General features: G+C 46.5%; 14 protein-coding genes. 7 read left to right on the forward strand and 7 right to left on the reverse strand.

The window, feature by feature from the left end; all coding sequences use genetic code 11:
- Positions 1 to 48 precede the first annotated feature (48 nt).
- Positions 49 to 2,214: a glycosyltransferase family 39 protein gene (locus FEN17_RS12365; RefSeq protein WP_138365670.1), complete on the reverse strand. Its 2,166-nt coding sequence runs from the start codon at positions 2,212 to 2,214 to the stop codon at positions 49 to 51.
- A 177-nt stretch (positions 2,215 to 2,391) separates the two neighbouring features.
- Between FEN17_RS12365 and FEN17_RS12370 the strand changes: the two genes are divergently transcribed.
- The gene (locus FEN17_RS12370; RefSeq protein ID WP_138365671.1) at positions 2,392 to 2,736 is read left to right on the forward strand and encodes a winged helix-turn-helix domain-containing protein; all 345 of its coding nucleotides are present in this window, start codon (positions 2,392 to 2,394) and stop codon (positions 2,734 to 2,736) included.
- Between the two features lie 103 nt (positions 2,737 to 2,839).
- Entirely contained in the window at positions 2,840 to 3,337 is a 498-nt protein-coding gene (locus FEN17_RS12375) for a molybdopterin-dependent oxidoreductase (RefSeq protein ID WP_138365672.1), read from the forward strand.
- A 50-nt stretch (positions 3,338 to 3,387) separates the two neighbouring features.
- Here the strand turns inward: FEN17_RS12375 and FEN17_RS12380 are convergent, their stop codons facing one another.
- Positions 3,388 to 3,630: a hypothetical protein gene (locus FEN17_RS12380; protein WP_138365673.1), complete on the reverse strand. Its 243-nt coding sequence runs from the start codon at positions 3,628 to 3,630 to the stop codon at positions 3,388 to 3,390.
- Positions 3,631 to 3,889: 259 nt separating this feature from the next.
- Between FEN17_RS12380 and FEN17_RS12385 the strand changes: the two genes are divergently transcribed.
- Positions 3,890 to 5,611, forward strand: coding sequence for a Fic family protein (locus tag FEN17_RS12385; RefSeq protein ID WP_138365674.1), 1,722 nt, complete (start codon positions 3,890 to 3,892; stop codon positions 5,609 to 5,611).
- Positions 5,612 to 5,901: 290 nt separating this feature from the next.
- Here FEN17_RS12385 and FEN17_RS12390 read toward each other — a convergent pair whose 3' ends face one another.
- A complete protein-coding gene (locus FEN17_RS12390) occupies positions 5,902 to 7,635 on the reverse strand; it encodes a PQQ-dependent sugar dehydrogenase (RefSeq protein WP_229208803.1) in 1,734 nt (577 codons plus the stop codon).
- A 164-nt stretch (positions 7,636 to 7,799) separates the two neighbouring features.
- A complete protein-coding gene (locus tag FEN17_RS12395; protein WP_138365675.1) occupies positions 7,800 to 8,966 on the reverse strand; it encodes an AIR synthase-related protein in 1,167 nt (388 codons plus the stop codon).
- A 255-nt stretch (positions 8,967 to 9,221) separates the two neighbouring features.
- On the opposite strand from FEN17_RS12395, the gene FEN17_RS12400 reads away from it, so the two are divergent.
- A complete protein-coding gene (locus FEN17_RS12400; protein ID WP_138365676.1) occupies positions 9,222 to 9,746 on the forward strand; it encodes a C40 family peptidase in 525 nt (174 codons plus the stop codon).
- A 196-nt stretch (positions 9,747 to 9,942) separates the two neighbouring features.
- On the opposite strand, the gene tnpA is transcribed toward FEN17_RS12400, so the two are convergent.
- Positions 9,943 to 10,377 (reverse strand): IS200/IS605 family transposase, encoded by a 435-nt coding sequence (gene tnpA / locus FEN17_RS12405; protein ID WP_138365677.1) that lies wholly within the window; start codon positions 10,375 to 10,377, stop codon positions 9,943 to 9,945.
- 263 nt (positions 10,378 to 10,640) lie between these two features.
- Here tnpA and FEN17_RS12410 point away from each other — a divergent pair, with 263 nt between their 5' ends.
- Together FEN17_RS12410 and FEN17_RS12415 are read left to right on the forward strand one after the other, a co-directional pair.
- Positions 10,641 to 11,699, forward strand: a complete 1,059-nt coding sequence (locus FEN17_RS12410) for an SGNH/GDSL hydrolase family protein (RefSeq protein WP_229208804.1) — start codon at positions 10,641 to 10,643, stop codon at positions 11,697 to 11,699.
- Between the two features lie 156 nt (positions 11,700 to 11,855).
- On the forward strand, positions 11,856 to 12,284 hold the full coding sequence (locus FEN17_RS12415; protein ID WP_138365678.1) for a response regulator: 429 nt from the start codon (positions 11,856 to 11,858) through the stop codon (positions 12,282 to 12,284).
- A gap of 15 nt (positions 12,285 to 12,299) precedes the next feature.
- On the opposite strand, the gene FEN17_RS12420 is transcribed toward FEN17_RS12415, so the two are convergent.
- Positions 12,300 to 14,513: a S41 family peptidase gene (locus FEN17_RS12420; protein WP_138365679.1), complete on the reverse strand. Its 2,214-nt coding sequence runs from the start codon at positions 14,511 to 14,513 to the stop codon at positions 12,300 to 12,302.
- Between the two features lie 86 nt (positions 14,514 to 14,599).
- On the opposite strand from FEN17_RS12420, the gene FEN17_RS12425 reads away from it, so the two are divergent.
- The gene (locus FEN17_RS12425) at positions 14,600 to 14,989 is read left to right on the forward strand and encodes a hypothetical protein (RefSeq protein ID WP_138365680.1); all 390 of its coding nucleotides are present in this window, start codon (positions 14,600 to 14,602) and stop codon (positions 14,987 to 14,989) included.
- A gap of 40 nt (positions 14,990 to 15,029) precedes the next feature.
- On the opposite strand, the gene FEN17_RS12430 is transcribed toward FEN17_RS12425, so the two are convergent.
- A complete protein-coding gene (locus FEN17_RS12430; protein WP_138365681.1) occupies positions 15,030 to 16,745 on the reverse strand; it encodes a GMC oxidoreductase in 1,716 nt (571 codons plus the stop codon).
- Positions 16,746 to 16,757 lie beyond the last annotated feature (12 nt).

Genomic DNA, 16,757 nt, shown 5'->3' on the forward strand with positions numbered 1-16,757 from the left:
TGGATAAATGATGGCGCAAATTTACGGGAAAATTCAGGATTGCGACCGTCAATACAGGTTACGCTCGCAACTGGGCTTCTTCAATTTGACCAATTGAAATAACCGCGTGGTGTAAATGGTATCAATGTTGGCAGCGGGGACAAATGCCGCCAACTCAGCGGGAAGGTCCGATAGAATGTAATCGTAGCAAAATTCCTTCTGCGCATTGGGCAACGTCATGAATTCCTTTTTGTAGCGGATGTACTGCATCTTGCCGGGATGCGCAGTTTTGGTGGAAATCGCTGCCCAATAGTCGTAATAACCATTTTGACGGAAGAGTATTCCCACATTTTTATGTTCCCAATCGACCTGATCGAGTATCGGTTTGAAGTTGGCAAAATTATCCGGGTGGCTCAGGAAATACGCATGGGCGCGGTCGATCCGGAAAATGTTGGAAGCTTTATCTTCATCATAATAACCCACTTTTTCCAGCAGCGAAAAAACTTTCCGCCGCTCGGCATAACCCGGCCAGTCTCTCAGCGGGTGACAATGATTTTCACCCGGAAAAACATAGTAAGCACCTAGCGTTTTTTCATACAATTCCTGCTGCGCGCCGCCGGTTTCGCAAATAGCTACCGGAATGTGGCCGAGCATTTTCCTTGTAAAAAAATTGATAGAAACGATTTCTTTATTGGGGTTACCGTAAACAAAAACACTGGAAATGAGCATCATGGGCACCGCCAGCCAGACAATTTTCCAGTTCAATTTTTGAACAAAAACATAGGCAATCAAAAGCGAGCCCATGGTATAGAATGGCATCTGTGTCCGCGTGCTCCACGCCTGAAATTTCATCAGCGTGCAAAACAATACAAAACCCAGTACCGCACAGATCCACAGCCATTTAAACTCTGTATTGCCTTTTATAAAAAATAAAAGAATGCTGCACAAAACAATCATCCAAAGTTGCAGCGTATTCGGGATCATATCCTCATGCACCGAATATTTCACCGTAAAAGCATCCAGCCGCAAGCCCAGATCGTCCACATCCACACCAATCAAATGATGAAAATCGCGGATCTTGTTTTCCAGAAATTGATTAAAACGCGTATCCGGCAAACCGAGGCTCAGCGAAGCATTTTTGACGATACCTGAAATGGTGTATTTCAAACCATATTTATCCACCGGCAATTCCTCCGACGCAAAAGCCGTCCCGCGCAAAGGCCGCATCACATGCCCGAAGATTTCGTAGTTGCGGTAAAAAAATGGCGCGAAAATCGCTCCCAACAAAATGACAGCCAGCACCAAAACTTTCAAAGCATACGCAATCCGGTATTGCAGCAGGATACGGAAACCAAAATAAACCGCAAAAGGCAGCCCGAAAATAAAAATGGTGTATTTGGAAAAACCACCGAAAGCCAGCGAAAGCAGGAATACAAAAAGTGTGGAATTCGAAGGTTTTTGCAGCAGCTCAAAACCGAAATAAACAAAGAGGACAAAGAAAAAGCAGGCGCAGTAATCGACCTGCGTGGAGGTACTTTCGAAAATCCCGATGGGTAATGTAAGCTGCAATGCTGCGGCCAGCAGTTGCCCGTTTTGTTTTAATCCAAATCTTTTTGCCAAAAGACTTATCCCCGCCAGCGATCCTAAAAATGAGCCAAATTGAATGATACCCGTAAACTGGTCGGAGCCGGCGAGGAGGAACGTGTCCAGCGCGAGGTATTCGGCAAAAACATTGAGATAGGTTTGCTGCAAATGTACCGTCGGGAAATGGTCGAGATTGCCATTCTGGATCCAGATCAGGATGCGGTTGAGGTGGTAGCTGTGGGAGTCAAAATTGTTTTGCGATGCGTAAATGCTGAGGAAAAGGAGTGGAATTATGTAAAAAACAAGGGCCGCAGCAACGATGATTTTATTGGTTTTTGAAAATCCCGATAGTTTGATAGCATTTCTTAATGTGCCCAGTTTCGAGAAACTGATTTTACTAATTGAATTTTGATAAAATAAAAAACCGGATACCGCGACAACCTCTGATAACCAGAAAATGATAGCAGCACTGGAATTCAGGATGTTAAATGCAGACGCCAGCTCATTAAACCCGAAAATCAGGACGGCATTGGCGATCAAAGAAAAGATAAAAGACCGGCGGATATTGGTATAAATGCCCGCCTGCCGCGACCTGAGAAAGAAAAAGACGAATATCAGAACAACAGAAAAAGGCAGCAGGCAAAAACCCATTGTGTGTTAAAGTATTTTCAAAAATGAATGTTAGCTATCAGGGTGCAGAGCGCAAAAATGCTCAATCGCAAATGTAGAAGTAAAAAGCTGAAATACCGGCTGTAAGCAGCTCAAAGCAGCCTGTTTCTGCTTTTGCGGTCAAAGTCCCTATTTTTGAAAGATCTTAACCAGCACATCATGGACAAAAATATCAGCGTACATTTTCGGCATTGGGTTTTCATCGACGACGTGAAATTTTTTGGTCCCGGCAGGGTGGAGTTGCTCGAACGCATTGCCGAAACCGGCTCCATCGTGCAGGCGGCGAAAGCGATGGGGATGTCGTACAAAAAAGCCTGGGCAATGGTGGACCACATGAACACCCACGGCCAGAAACCTTACGTCATCACCCACAAAGGCGGCCAGCAGGGCGGCGGCACCGAGCTGACCGAAACGGCAAAAAACGTGATCGCAGCCTATAAAAGACTCGACGCCAGGCTACAGGAGGTGATTTCCACTGAAAACGAAATTCAGGCATTGATCTGAATTTTAAGCTATTGATTTAAATGTTCACTGTTTATCTTTGCGATATATCCGTACGTACATATCGCTTGAAATTCTTTCTTTCATTTTTAAAGCGCACTTTGAAATGCTGAAAACATTCCTTTCCCGAATCGCCGCTACTGCCGCACTTTCTATTATTCTGGTCAATTTTTCCTTTGGTCAAACATTAAGCGTGAGCGGAGAAGTAGCTACGCCGCTGATATTGAAAAAAGAAGATTTCTCCGCCTATAGGCCGGTAACCCAGAAAATGAAAGACCGCGACGGAACCGAACACGACTTCAAAGGCGTAGCATTAATCGAAATCCTGGAAAAAGCGGGCGTAACCACTGGCGCGAAATTGCGAGGCAAAAGCCTGGCCAAATTCGCCCTCATCAAAGCCGCCGACGGCTACGAAGTGATCTATTCCCTGGCGGAAGTCGATCCTGAGTTTACAGATCAGACAATCATGGTAGCTTTCGAAAAAGACGGCCAGCCGCTTGGAAATGGCGAAGGGCCGTTCCGTATGATAGTGTCGCATGATAGGAAACCGGCGCGGTGGGTGCGGGAGGTTAGAGAGATTAAAGTGGGGTTTGCAAAGGAATAATTAATATTAACCTGAACGGACCGGTTGCCCTGTCCGCTCAGGTTGACAGTTTAAGCTGCCTTCATCGCTGCCACATTCTGACAGAAAAATACCAGATCACGAAAGGTGTAGTAAATGTCCAGCTTTCGGGGATTATAACCTGTTTGATGGTCAAACATCTGAAACCCGCTATAAATCTCCCAAAGATGTTCTGCCATCTCGGCAGGCTTATTGAGCTCGAAAAGCTGCTCAATGAGCTGGGCATAAGCTTGTTGTGACAAGTCCGGAGACCCGTCTGGAATTGGTTTGTTCATTGTACTTAGATATTATAGGATGGATACTGGGGCGCCCTGTTTTAGGTGTCCTAATGTTACTAAGTAAACATCCGGGGGCTTTCGCCGACCCGCACCATAACAGGGCATTTCTTGCAAGATTGTTCATAAGACTTAGTATTAATAGGAATGCGAATATGCAGATTTTGTAGGTAGAAAAGCAAATTCCTAAATCCGGTTATATTGCATAAATTGGCCTACCGGCTAATTCGCAATAAGACATATCCTATCTTGCTTCAAAATGGAGTTAATCATTAATGAATCTTTTTCAGCTCTTAACGATCTGGAAGTCATTCAAGAAGTCAATTCTCTGAGAGAAAAAATTGATGCTTTAAGGCCTTTGGCAAAGGACGTCGAGGGTCGCATTATGCAAAAATTGAGATTGGAGTGGAACTACAATTCGAACGCCATCGAGGGAAATTCTCTGGATTATGGAGAAACGGTGGCACTACTGATGCACGGCGTAACAGCGAAAGGCAAACCCCTTAAAGATTATTTTGACATCGAAGGACATAATCAGGTGATTGACTATCTGGCACATTTTGTCCAGCACGGAGAAGAGCTCACTGAAAAGGAGATCCGGGGCATGCATGAGATGCTTTTGGTTAAGCCCTATGAAAATTTGTCAAAAGCCGAGGATGGGAGAACTGTTCAAAGGAAAATACACCTGGGCGAGTATAAGCGAATGCCAAATCATGTAGAAACCAGAACTGGTGAAATCCACTACTATGCGACGCCGGAGGACACACCATTTCTGATGAATGATCTTTTAAACTGGTATAAACAAGTATCCAGCATAGCAGAGCTTCATCCTCTTGTAATTGCTTCTATATTTCATCATAGATTTACAGCAATTCATCCCTTTGATGATGGAAACGGCAGGATGAGTCGGCTATTGATGAATTTAATTCTGATGCGATTTGGCTACCCGCCTGCGGTTGTAAAGAATAGTGAAAAAGATGAATATTTTGCGGCTTTAAGTCAGGCAGATATTGGGATTTATGAGCCATTTGTTAGTTATATAGGGGAAGCTCTTATTTCTTCACTTAATGTTTATGTTCGAGGTGCAAATGGAGAAAGCCTTGACGATCCTAGTGATTTGAGAAAGAAAATTACTCTTTTTAAAAAAGAGGTAGAGGCAAGGCGGGATAAGATAGAGGTAAAGCGGTCTCTGGAAGCTCAGCATGTGGTGTATGAAGAATCTGTTTATCCTCTATTTGTCAAGTTGTTAGAATCAATATCTGAATTTAAAGATCTCTTCATGTCATATCATGAGGAAAAGCGATTTTTCGACAAAGCAATTGGAGAATGGTATTATTCCTCGATAAGCTTTCTTGGTGAAATTGGGAACATTTTTCACAACTATCAGAAAGACGATTTTTTTGAGGTTTACAATATTAGATTTCAAGAGTTTAAAGTTGCAGAAAATCCGTTTTCTGTTGACTTAATGATTGTTGTTCGATTACAAGATTATCATTATGGAATAGAATATGCAATTCTTGAAGGGAGCATTTTACGTTCAATTAATCAAATACCGCTAGGCCAATGGATTAACAAATCCGATTCTTTGAGTAAGTATTATCATCAAAATTTAACCGAAGAGGAAATTGGGCAGTTCAATAATGCGATAGGAAATAATCTATTGAAATGTATAAAGGATATTTTTGAAGAGAAAATATCTTTACTTCCATCTCTTAACGATATTAAACAAAAATGGATTGAAGTTATCGAAGCGGATTTGGAACTAACTGAGAATGTAAAACCTGCCTTAAAAGGAGAGGACAATATGAAAATTGTTACTAACCAAATGAAAATTAATATCGAAATTGGTAGTCTTACTTATAATTCAATTACTCAATATCAACGCAGCCTCTTGGAAACAAAACTATTTAAGAGCCTTTATCAGCAACCTTATATATTGGAGAATAACGCTGTATCAATAACCCGTGCCGCTGGGTTTTAAGGTTTAGGTCATATTCTCAAAAAGTTCGATTTATCCCGTTACTACAAAATTATTTTTTATTGCTGAAAAGTAATCAATACATCAACCGATTCTTCCTCACAAAACTCAACAACCCCACCGAGATGTAAATATTCAATTTCCGGCAAATATTCCGCCAATGCTTATTTATGGTAACCCCACTATAAGAGCTTTTAGCCGATTCAGAGGCTGGTGAGGCCTTCGGCGATATGGCATAGGATTTCACATCGCGGGATGTGATCTGGTATTTTTTGAGAAAATCGTCCGCCTTATCATTCCATCACCAGCACTTTCTGCTGCACCACACGGTCGTGATCCGATAACCGCACCAAATAAATCCCGGAAGCGATCGACGAAAACGGAATGTTGATCGCGCCGGTTTTGCCTGTGATTTCCTCCCGTAGCATCACCTGGCCGCCAGTGCCGATCAGTTCTACGGATTCGAAAGGCTCGTCGAGTACCAGGTTCATGATCCGGTTTGTGATCAGCGACGGCCGGATGAAATTTGCGGCCAGTCCGTCCGGGCCGGTATCCACAGCAATGATCCTGGAATGTTCGAATGTGTCGTCAGTATCGATCATTTTCAGGCGATAATAATGTATTCCGGCTTCTTTGGTAGCGTGAGAAAACTGGTAGCTGCCGCCAGTGATGGAATTTTGCGACGGAACTTTGCCTACCGTTTCAAATGTAATAGCATCCACACTATGCTCAATTTCAAAGAGTTTTGAGTCTTCTTCGGTCGTTGTTTGCCAGGTTAGCTTCACACCTTCATTGCCCGGCGCGCCGGAAAAGCTCATCAGCTTGACGGGCAGCGGGCTTTCTGTGTAAATCCGGTAGATGGTGCTGCCGGTCACTGCGTAAATCTCGCCGTCTTCGTCTTCCGCAATGTCGGTAATGCCCGTGATCGGGGAAGTCTGGTAGGCCTCCGGCGTAAGTCCCGGCCGCATTTTATGGATTTGCCCCGAAGAATTGTCCATTCCAATGTAGTAACCGTACATGAGCGGCGAGCTCGCCCCGCGGTACACCACGCCGCCGATTACCGACCTTCCGCGCGCGGTGCCGGTGGGATAGGTGTAGACCGGTGCGACCGTGCTCGCCTGGGTTGGGCAACCGTCGCGGTTGGGTATCGTGGGCGTGGCGATTTCACCTTCGAAACACCGCCAGCCAAAATTCGCACCTTTGAGGTCTGCCGCAGATAAATGGTCGATTTCCTCGCGATTATTTTGTCCCACGTCACCAATCCAGATATCATGCGATTCCCGGTCAAAACTCCATCGAAAGGGATTGCGCAATCCACGTGCATACACTAGCGACCCGGTGATGGGATTGTCAGCCGGCACTTCATAAGGCAGTGGTGAGCCGGCCGGAACGTCAACATCTATACGGAGCAATTTGCCCAGCAGCGACGCTGTATTTTGGGAATTTCCGTTCGGATCATTACTGCCTCCGCCATCGCCTGTCGATAAATACAGGTATCCGTCGTCATAGCCAAAATGCAGCTCGCCGCCGTTGTGGTTAGATTGGCCTGGATGCGGGATTTCGAGGATCTGCACCCGGCTGGAAATCGGGACAGTATTGCCGGAAGGCGTTGCAGCCGTATACCGAGCCAGCACCAGGTTGCCTGCCACATTGGTGTAATACACATATAAAAAGCCGTTTACCGCATAATTCGGATGGAATGCAATGCTCAGCAACCCACGCTCGCCGCCGCTGCCGATGATCTGGCCGTTGCTGTTCATGTTCAGAAAAATGGTTGGGTTTGTCCGGTCGTTTTGCTGGTAAACTTTTACAGTCCCGCCTTGCTCGGCAACGAAAATGCGCTTGGAGCCGTCGCCTGCATGGACCATATTGATCGCCGCTGACAAACCGTTGATATAGCCGTTGTTATTATTTAAATCGATCCTCACATCCGGACTTTGCGAGCATGCCGGGGCTGGCATTAGTGCGTAGGAAAGCAACATTATGAATGTTACCGCAATTTTTGGCAGGATAAAGTTTTTCATCATCAATCATTTTAAGTGTGGCAAAATTTGTTTCAAAATAAATTCTATGTTGAACAAAGAATTTATACTACAATAAAATGCCTATCGCAATGATTGTACCAGTCATGAAATCAGAAAAGCTTCCTGAACCGATCTGGTCAGGAAGCTTTCAAACATTTAAGCTAAAATCAATAAATAAATTCGCCGAATTCAGAGCGGATCGTGAGCTTTTTGCTCTCCGAAGCTTCCACTCTACCCACGATCTGCGCGTCGATGCCGAAGGATTTTGAAATGTCTATCACGCGCTGCGCAAAGGCTTCGGGCAGGTAAATTTCCAGCCTGTGGCCCATATTGAAGACTTTGTACATTTCCTGCCAGCTCGTGCCGCTTTCTTCCTGGATCAGTTTAAAAAGTGGCGGGACTGGAAGCAGATTGTCCTTGATAATGTGAAGGTTATCAACAAAGTGTAGAATTTTCGTCTGCGCGCCGCCGCTGCAGTGTACCATGCCATGAATGTCTGGCCGCATCTCGTCGAGTAAGGCCTTGGCCACCGGCGCATAGGTGCGGGTAGGAGAGAGGATCAGCTGGCCCACATTCACCGGCGCGCCCTCGACATTGTCCGTGAGTTTTTTGGTGCCGCTGTAAATCAGATCCTCACTTACTTCCGGGTCGAAGCTTTCGGAATATTTGGTTAAATATTTATCTAAAATATCATGGCGGGCAGAAGTCAGACCATTGCTGCCCATACCGCCATTATAGAAATTTTCATAAGTCGCCTGGCCGTAGGAAGCCAGCCCCACAATCACGTCGCCAGCCTGGATATTAGCATTATCAATCACTTCCGAACGTTTCATCCGGGCAATCACCGTACTGTTGACGGTCACTGTTCTCACCAGATCGCCTACGTCGGCCGTTTCGCCGCCGGTACTATAAATTTCCACGCCGTAGCTGCGCAACATTTCCAGCACTTCCTCTGCTCCATTAATCACTTCCGCGATCACCTCGCCGGGGATGCGGTTTTTATTTCTGTCGATGGTAGAGGAGTACAACATTGGCCCCGTCGCGCCGACACACAAAAGGTCGTCGGTATTCATTACGATCGCATCCTGCGCTATGCCTTTCCAAACCGAAATGTCGCCGGTTTCTTTCCAGTAGAGGTACGCCAGAGAAGTTTTGGTCCCGGCGCCGTCGGCGTGCATGATGGTGCAATAGTCAGGGTCGCCAGCCAAAGTATCGGGGACAATTTTGCAAAAAGCTTTTGGAAAAATGCCTTTGTCGATCTTTTCAATGGCCTTATGCACATCTTCCTTGGAAGCCGACACACCGCGCTGAAGATAACGGTCGGTTGTTTTCATCTGAATGTTTTTGAATAAATGCTGCACGCTCGTTTCGGCTGCAAAAGTAGGCAAAAAGCCTCTTAAACCTTTACTTTAACGAAAACAGTGCTACTTGCTGAAACCTAAGTGAATTACAAAATATTCCAAAATTTAACGATTTATTAAAATCCGATATTAGAAAAAACTGTTTAGCTTTACATTTCTAGGGTTTTTAATATCTGAAACCATAGAATCTATTGTTTGTCAGTAAAAGTCCGAACCCTTCATTAGTTCATGCATTTTTTGATTCGTTCAATAGTTGTTTTTGCCCTCCTGCTAACTGTTTCTTCATTCAGCAACCCGTCCGAAGCGGAGGCTTTGCGTCCGGTCGAGAGTAAATCAGAAACCGTCGCAGCAGACAGCGTCGGTACGATTCAGTCGCTGGTCACCTTTGCCAACAAACATTTACATATCCCATACCGCTCCGGCGGCACTTCCAAAAAAGGTTTTGACTGTTCTGGTTTTGTAAGATACTGTTTCAACAAGCTCAACATTACCCTGCCACATTCCAGCGCCGCACAAGCCGAGCACGGCGAAACCATCGATATCGACGACGCCAAGCCCGGCGACCTGATCTTCTTCAAAGGCGAAAGCTCCAAAAGCAGCCGCATAGGGCATGTTGGTATAATCACCGAAGTTGCTCCCGGCTACGTAAAATTCATTCACTCAGCCTGGAAAGGCGGCATCCGCTACGATTTGCTCAATGCAAGCTACTATCACAAGAGGTTTGTTGCCGTGAAGCGGCTGGTGGCGATGTAAATTCATTCGTACCGCGATTTCGCAATATTCCATCCCCCTATAGCCGTCAGCTTAAGCTGACGGAAAATGAGAGGAAGATTTGTTTTCTTCGCTAGCCGACAGATTTATCTGACGGATAAGGAAAGGGGGAGTCAATTTTTGTTTTCTTACCGCCAGCTTTAGCTGACGGCTAACGCTAAGAAACCGCGCGGCAAATTCAATCCTTCAACTGCTGCCACCCGTATTTTTTATTAAAACGATCAATCTCTTCCTCAAAAGTCTTTTTCCGGTGATGCGCTTCCTGGTTCAGGATATATTGCCGGACGCGAGCAATGTGTGTTTCACTGACACCGACGGCCCAGTAATCATCCTGCCAGCTAAATTTTTCCCGGGTCAGTTTATTTTGATTAATCCAGCAAGAAGACTCTCCCTTGATCAGCCGCGCCACGTTTGCTAATGTTTGATCTCGTCCCAGCACGAACAAACAATGTGCATGGTCGTGATAACCGTTAACGACATCTAGCCAAATGTCTTTTTTCTCAGCATTTTCTTTCATGTGATAAAACACCCGTTTTCGTATCGAGTCATTTAAAAATGGTGTTCGATACTTCGTAGAAAATACCATGTGCACCCAAATGCTTGTCCAGCTCATTTTGTGAGGATTTAAAAAATTGACGAAAAAAATGATGGCGCTGATCGTGCTAGCTTTTCACCGCCATTTATAATTTAGACGTCATAAGCTGGATTTAGTAACACAACAAAATAGCGGGCTGCGTTCATATGTCACCGTAAGTCGCTTTTTTGGCTAATATGAGGTTTGAAAATTCGAAAAAAGTTGGAACGATTATTGATTGATATGCCGCAGGAGGGACTTGTTTAACACCCTCTTCATCAACTCAAAGTTCTTCTAAACGAATGATCGACGACCATCACACTAAGTCTGGCGCTAAGGGGCCGGACCGTTTTTTGTCCCGCAGACGATTTTTTCATCAATCTGGGGCGGCTATTTTGGCCACAAGTTTGCTGACTTCTTGCAGCAGTTTACTCGACGAGGTGTTCCCCAAAAGGAATGTTGGGGAAGAGGGGACAGGCGGTAAAAATCCCGACGACTATGAACCAGTGGGCGACAAGACATTGGCCTTTTTCGGCGACAGTCTCACCATTGGCGCGGGCGGCTCAATGCCTTATGGAAATTATGTCGCTGCCGCAATGAAATCCCGGCCAGTCGCCACGGACGGAATCGTCGGCCAGATTGCCTTGTCGATCGCCATCAGACAAGGTGGGATGCCGCTGAAAATTTCCGTGGACAAGGGCAAATTCGACGGGGTGAATGAAGTAAAGGTCACCAAGATCAACAACGAATTTCTATCCACACCGATCAACAATGATACTTACAGCCGCACGGGAACGGTGGCTGGGGTAAAATGCACGATCACCCGGAAAGTTGAAGGAGATGAGGTGTATACGATCAAGCCTGAGACCGAAAGTGATGTTGAAATCCCGGCTGATTCGGTTTTTGAACTGGATGATGCCGTACGGCTGCGGTCTGCCACCCAGATTTTGTGGTATGGACGTAACAACATTGGCAACTTCAACGCCGAGGACGAAATCATGAGTGCCCTCGACAGCTCCATCGCCTACATTTCGGATCCAAAACGGTATGTGGTACTTGGTATCCTTCTGGCAACCCCGGACAATGAAGGCACCAGCAACTACAATCAGGTAATGGATATCAACCAGAAACTGGCTTCGAAATACGGCAATGCATACGTCGAAATGACACCGCCCACCCCCGCCGAAATGAGCGAAGTCAATTACACACCTGATTCAAATGACGAATCTGACATCGCCCAAAAGAATTTCCCCCGCGGACTACGCGCCGCCGACAGTACCGACGAAATCCATTTGAATGACAAAGGATATCAGCTGGTAGCAAACCGCGTTGCGAAAAAGTTGAAGGAATTGAAGTATTAGAATTAAATGTGGGTTGCCAAGGATTTGGTAACCCACATTCCTCACGCTAAAATCGGTTTGGGGCTGACGTGGTCTACGCAGGAATTCGAAGTTATTCGCCAGCTTTGCCGCAAAATCGGCTAACTTCGTTATTGCCAACTGACACTTACCCTTGACATGAATAGAAACGGTTCGATTATTATTATTGAAGACGATCTGGAAGATCAGAGCCTCATGGAGCAGGCTTTTGTTGAACTGGGTTATACCAATAAACGCATTTATTTTGACGACGGCCCTTCCGCCATTCATTATCTGCAAGGCGATATTCCCGCGCCGTTTCTGATCCTGTCCGACATCAATCTGCCCGTCATGGATGGCATTGAGCTGAAACGAAAATTAAAAGGCGACGCCAAGACCAACCTGCTCACCATTCCTTACCTGTACTTCACAACTGGCCTCAACCAAAACATCGTTTTAGGCGCATACAACGCACTGGCACAGGGTTATTTTGTAAAACCAGTCGCTTATAGTGAACTCGTAGAGACCATCCGGGTGATTGTAGAGTATTGGAAAAGGTGTGTTTCTCCTAATAACTTTCTGAAATAGCGGGGTGGGGTTAATTTATTTAGCCCCAAGAATTTGCACCGCTTTTTCCAGCAGCTCATCCCGTCCGGCCTGAATGCCGGCTATTGTCGGTTTCACTTCAACATTCGGCACAATTCCGACTTGCTGTGTTTCCCGACCGTCGGGGTAGTATACACCGATTCCGCTGATACCGGTACGGATGTTGCCCGGCAGGACGATGGGCGACACGTTGCCGTCGGCTGCGGCTGTGGTACTTCCGATAATGGTGATATTGGGCGCCGTCGAGAAGGCCATAGAAGTATATTCCGCCTGGCTTAATGTGGTTTCATTTACGATCAGCACCACTTTACCTTTATAATAGTCGGGATTGTTGGCCCCGGTCCTCAGCACCGGCGTAAATGTGAAAAGTCCGGGACTCTGGACGCTCCCGGTGGTGAATTTTACAAATGCACGGGCTTCTGGCAAAAGATAAGGTGCAAATGTAAATACCATGAATTCGGAAGGATAGCACCGCATATCAATAATCAAACCTTTTGTTTTTGAGATTTCAGGCAGGATTTTTGGCAGATAACTATTTTTGTATTTACCTGGAAAAAGATAGGCAATGTCTGGTTGGAGCAATTTGAAGCAGGTGTCTTTCTTGTTATAATTCGCATAAAGGTTGACCTGCTCTTGTCCGTAAACCGGCACTTTTAAATTCATAGTCTTAGTCCCGCGTTTGATGCGGATTGTCAACAGAGAATCATTGGTACGCAGCATATTGGGTGCGAGATTTTTTAGCCTGGTCGACATATTGGAGCCAGGAGTGTAGCGCAGCTGGGTTTTAATGATGTCTCCCAGTTTTTTACCATTCACTTCCTCAATCACATCCCCAATTTCGAGCCCTGATTGCTTGCTGAGCGAAGCATTAAAAAAATCCGTCACTATTGGCTTGTTCTCTACAAAAGAAAGCTGCGCCGCGGAGTAGCGGCTGCCAAAATATTTGTCCAAAGATGGGCTTTGATTGTACACATTTGCGTGCGTATCCTTCACCCGTGTGATCAGTTCCAGCGTGGCCAATTTGTACGAAGTTTCGTCGCCGGCTTCCGCGAATTTTGGCACAAACTCACGGAGCGCGGCGTGCCAGTCTTCCTTTATCAAAGGCTTATACGGGAAAAAATATTCGATCATGTTCCAGTAGCGAAACAACCCCAAAAGCCGCATTCCTGCATCCTGGTAAGACATTTGGCCGTAGGCATTCTCATTCTGAAAATCAGGGTTGCCGACGCCGGACTGCAAGGCAATGTAGTAGCCGGTATCCTTTCTGGACGCGTGCTGAATGCTGTCGAGCAACGTTTCCACCTCTTTTCCAAAGCCAGCTTTTTTAAGCCAATCCAGTTGTGGTTTTAGCACTGCTGTACTTTCATCAAATTGTTTAGAAGTAGTTTTTACCGGGCCCAGTTTCGTAATCCACTGATGAATAATTCTCTGCTTTTCGGTAGCGGAAATGTTGGCCATAATTTTTGGCAAAATCCTGAAAAGCTCGTAATCCCAGTTGTAATCACCGTTTGCCACGGCTGGATGATGGTATTTCAAAAATCCCCAGAGCATTCCCAGGTTTGTTAAGTCATCGATTTGCGTGGGAGAAAGTTTGGAAATCGTGAAGCCGGATCCTCCGTCGAATTCTTTGTCCAGTAAGGCAGCGGCAGGTTTTCGGCCAGGCGCCTGGGCAAGCGGCTTGCCGTCGATGAAAATTTCAAAATGATCGACCCAAACCACCCCTTTTCCAACCAGCAATGCACCGACATGAATCTTGGTTGCATTGGAAGAGTAGGGGAGTTTGATGCTGTACTGCGTCCAATCCTGCGTCCCTTGGATGCCCTGACTTTGCATGTTTTCGAATTGCAGAGGCCCCGAATTGCCGTCAATCCGCAGCATTAAACCCACACTTCCCACGACATTTTCAAACTTCAAATACCCTTTCAATTCTATTTCCGAACCCTCATAAATGGCTGGCAGTGTGCTCGCTACGCATCCGAATGTACCTGGCTTAATGTCCTCCGGCGCCTTCATCAGCACTGATCGCGCACCCTCAAATTTGTGCGAGCTATCGGTAATTACCTGGTAGCCAGTACCCCACTGCATCCAGTTTGCAGGGAGCTTTTGCGGAGTTTTTACATTTTCAAAATCGAGATTAAAATCTGCATTTTGCTGCGCCGCCACCGAAGTACAAATCAAAAAAAGGATGTGGAGTAGTAGTTTTCGAGACATTTGTCAGGGAGTTGTTTCAACCAGTAAAGCACCGGCGCAGGGGATTCTCTCTATCAAAAAAGGTAAGAAGAGACTACCTTTGACACATGAATAAAAAACTCATCCTTTTCCTTGCCGCACTTTTGCTTATCGGCTATATCATTTACGATTCCGCAACTCTGCCCAAAGCAAGTGACCTGAAAGGGGATTTCAAGGAAGTGGCGGTTTATCGGAATGAGAATAATACCGGGCCGATTACGCGGGTTTATGCGGTTTCTGTGGAAGCGCCGGCGATGGGTGAAATGAGGAAGTATGGTGACCTGATGCCCTACACGAAGTATGGTACTACGACGGTTTATTTCTTTAATGCGGCCAAGCCTGTACCTGCTGAATTATCCGGCGCAGAGCCTCATTTTGATCAAAAATATGAGGCTAACTGCATTGCCGTTTATCAAAGGAACCAGAATGGCGAAGTGACATTTGGTCCTTTTCGCTGACTTATTTAGTCAACCGAAATACGGTTAGCCTCCCGGTACATTATAAATTCTGTTTCTTCAACTCCGCAACAGCATAGTCGGCCGCCCGCGCCGTCATCGCCATGTAGGTAATCGACGGGTTGACGCACGAAGACGATACCATCGCCGTGCCGTCGGTTACGAAGACATTTTTGCACTCGTGCACCTGGTTGAATTTGTTGAGTACCGATGTTTTCGGATCTTTTCCCATGCGCGCCGTGCCCATGTCGTGGATACCCAGGCCGGGGTGCGTATCGGTGCGGTTGAAGCCGGTAACATTCTTGAAACCAGCTGCATCCAGCATTTCGACCGCCGAGGCCATCATATCTTTCCGCATCGCCAGCTCATTTTCGCCAAAAGCTGCGTCGAAAACGATCATGGGAATGCCCCATTTATCTTTCTTTTCTTTGTCCAGAAACATGCGGTTTGCAGGATCCGGCAGGATTTCTCCAAAACCTCCGAAACCCATCGTCCACGCGCCCGGGTGCGACATATCTTCCTTAAAATTCGCCCCGAAACCATTCATCGTGATTCCCCGCTTCCAGTCCGATTTGCTTGCGCCGCCCTGGTATCCGTAGCCGCGCAGAAAGTCTTTTTTGTCGGTTCCCCAGTTCCTGAAACGCGGGATGTACAGCGCATTAGGTCGTTGACCAAAAATGTAATCATTCTCAAATCCTTCCACCGTCGCATTCGCGCCTACGCCCAGATGATGGTCCATAATGTTGCGGCCGACCTGGTCGCTGTCATTGCCGAGCCCGGTCGGGAAACGGGTTGATTTTGAGTTCAGTAAAAGTGCCGCCGAGTTTATCGAGCCCGCATTCAGGAAAACAATTTTGGCAAAAAACTCTTCGACCGCCATCGTATTCTGGTTGATCACGCGGACACCTTTGGCCTTCTTCGTTTTTTCGTCGTAAATGATCTCGCTGGCGATGGTATCGTGCAAAACCGTCAATTTATTGGTCTTCCTTGCGGCAGGTATGGAGCCCGATAATGAGCTGTAATAAGCGCCATAAGGACATCCACGGGCACATTTGCTACGATATTGGCACGATGCGCGGCCGAGTTCGGTATGCCAGGGCTGCGGCTTGGTCAGGTTAGCGACGCGTCCGATCGTGACCGGCCGGTTCAGCTTTTTCATCATGGTTTCCCTGAAATAAAGTTCAGGCGCGCTCATCGGCATCGCGGGCAGATAATGTCCGTCGGGCAGTACGTCCCAGCCCTCGGCCTGGCCGCTGATACCTACAAATTTTTCGACATGCGTGTACCAGGGTTCCAGGTCTTCGTACCGGATCGGCCAGTCGATCGCGATGCCCTCTTTTGCATTTGCCTCAAAATCCTTCTTGTTCATCCGGTACGACTGTCGGCCCCAGTGCATCGATTTTCCACCGGTATGATAGGCCCTGATCCAGTCAAAAGGTCGTTTTTCTATGTATGGATTCTTTTTGTCATCGGTAAAAAACGGAGCAGTTTCTTCATTCGCCAATGTCCCAAACCGGCTGTTTGCCCAATATTCTTCCGCCGAGTGGACCGAAACTTTCCCGCGGTGCTCAAATTCCCACGGGCCTTTCATGGCGGTATCGTAATCTTCAATGTGCTTCACTTCCCGCCCGCGCTCGATCATTAATACCTGCAAGCCTCTCTCTGTCAATTCTTTGGCTGCCATGCCGCCCGTCATCCCCGAGCCGACCACGATCGCGTCGAATGTATGTGTCTTATCCGATTTTAAATTCAAATTCATGGTGAATGTTAG

It is taken from the genome of Dyadobacter luticola (assembly GCF_005860805.1).
Taxonomy (GTDB): Bacteria; Bacteroidota; Bacteroidia; order Cytophagales; family Spirosomataceae; genus Dyadobacter; species Dyadobacter luticola.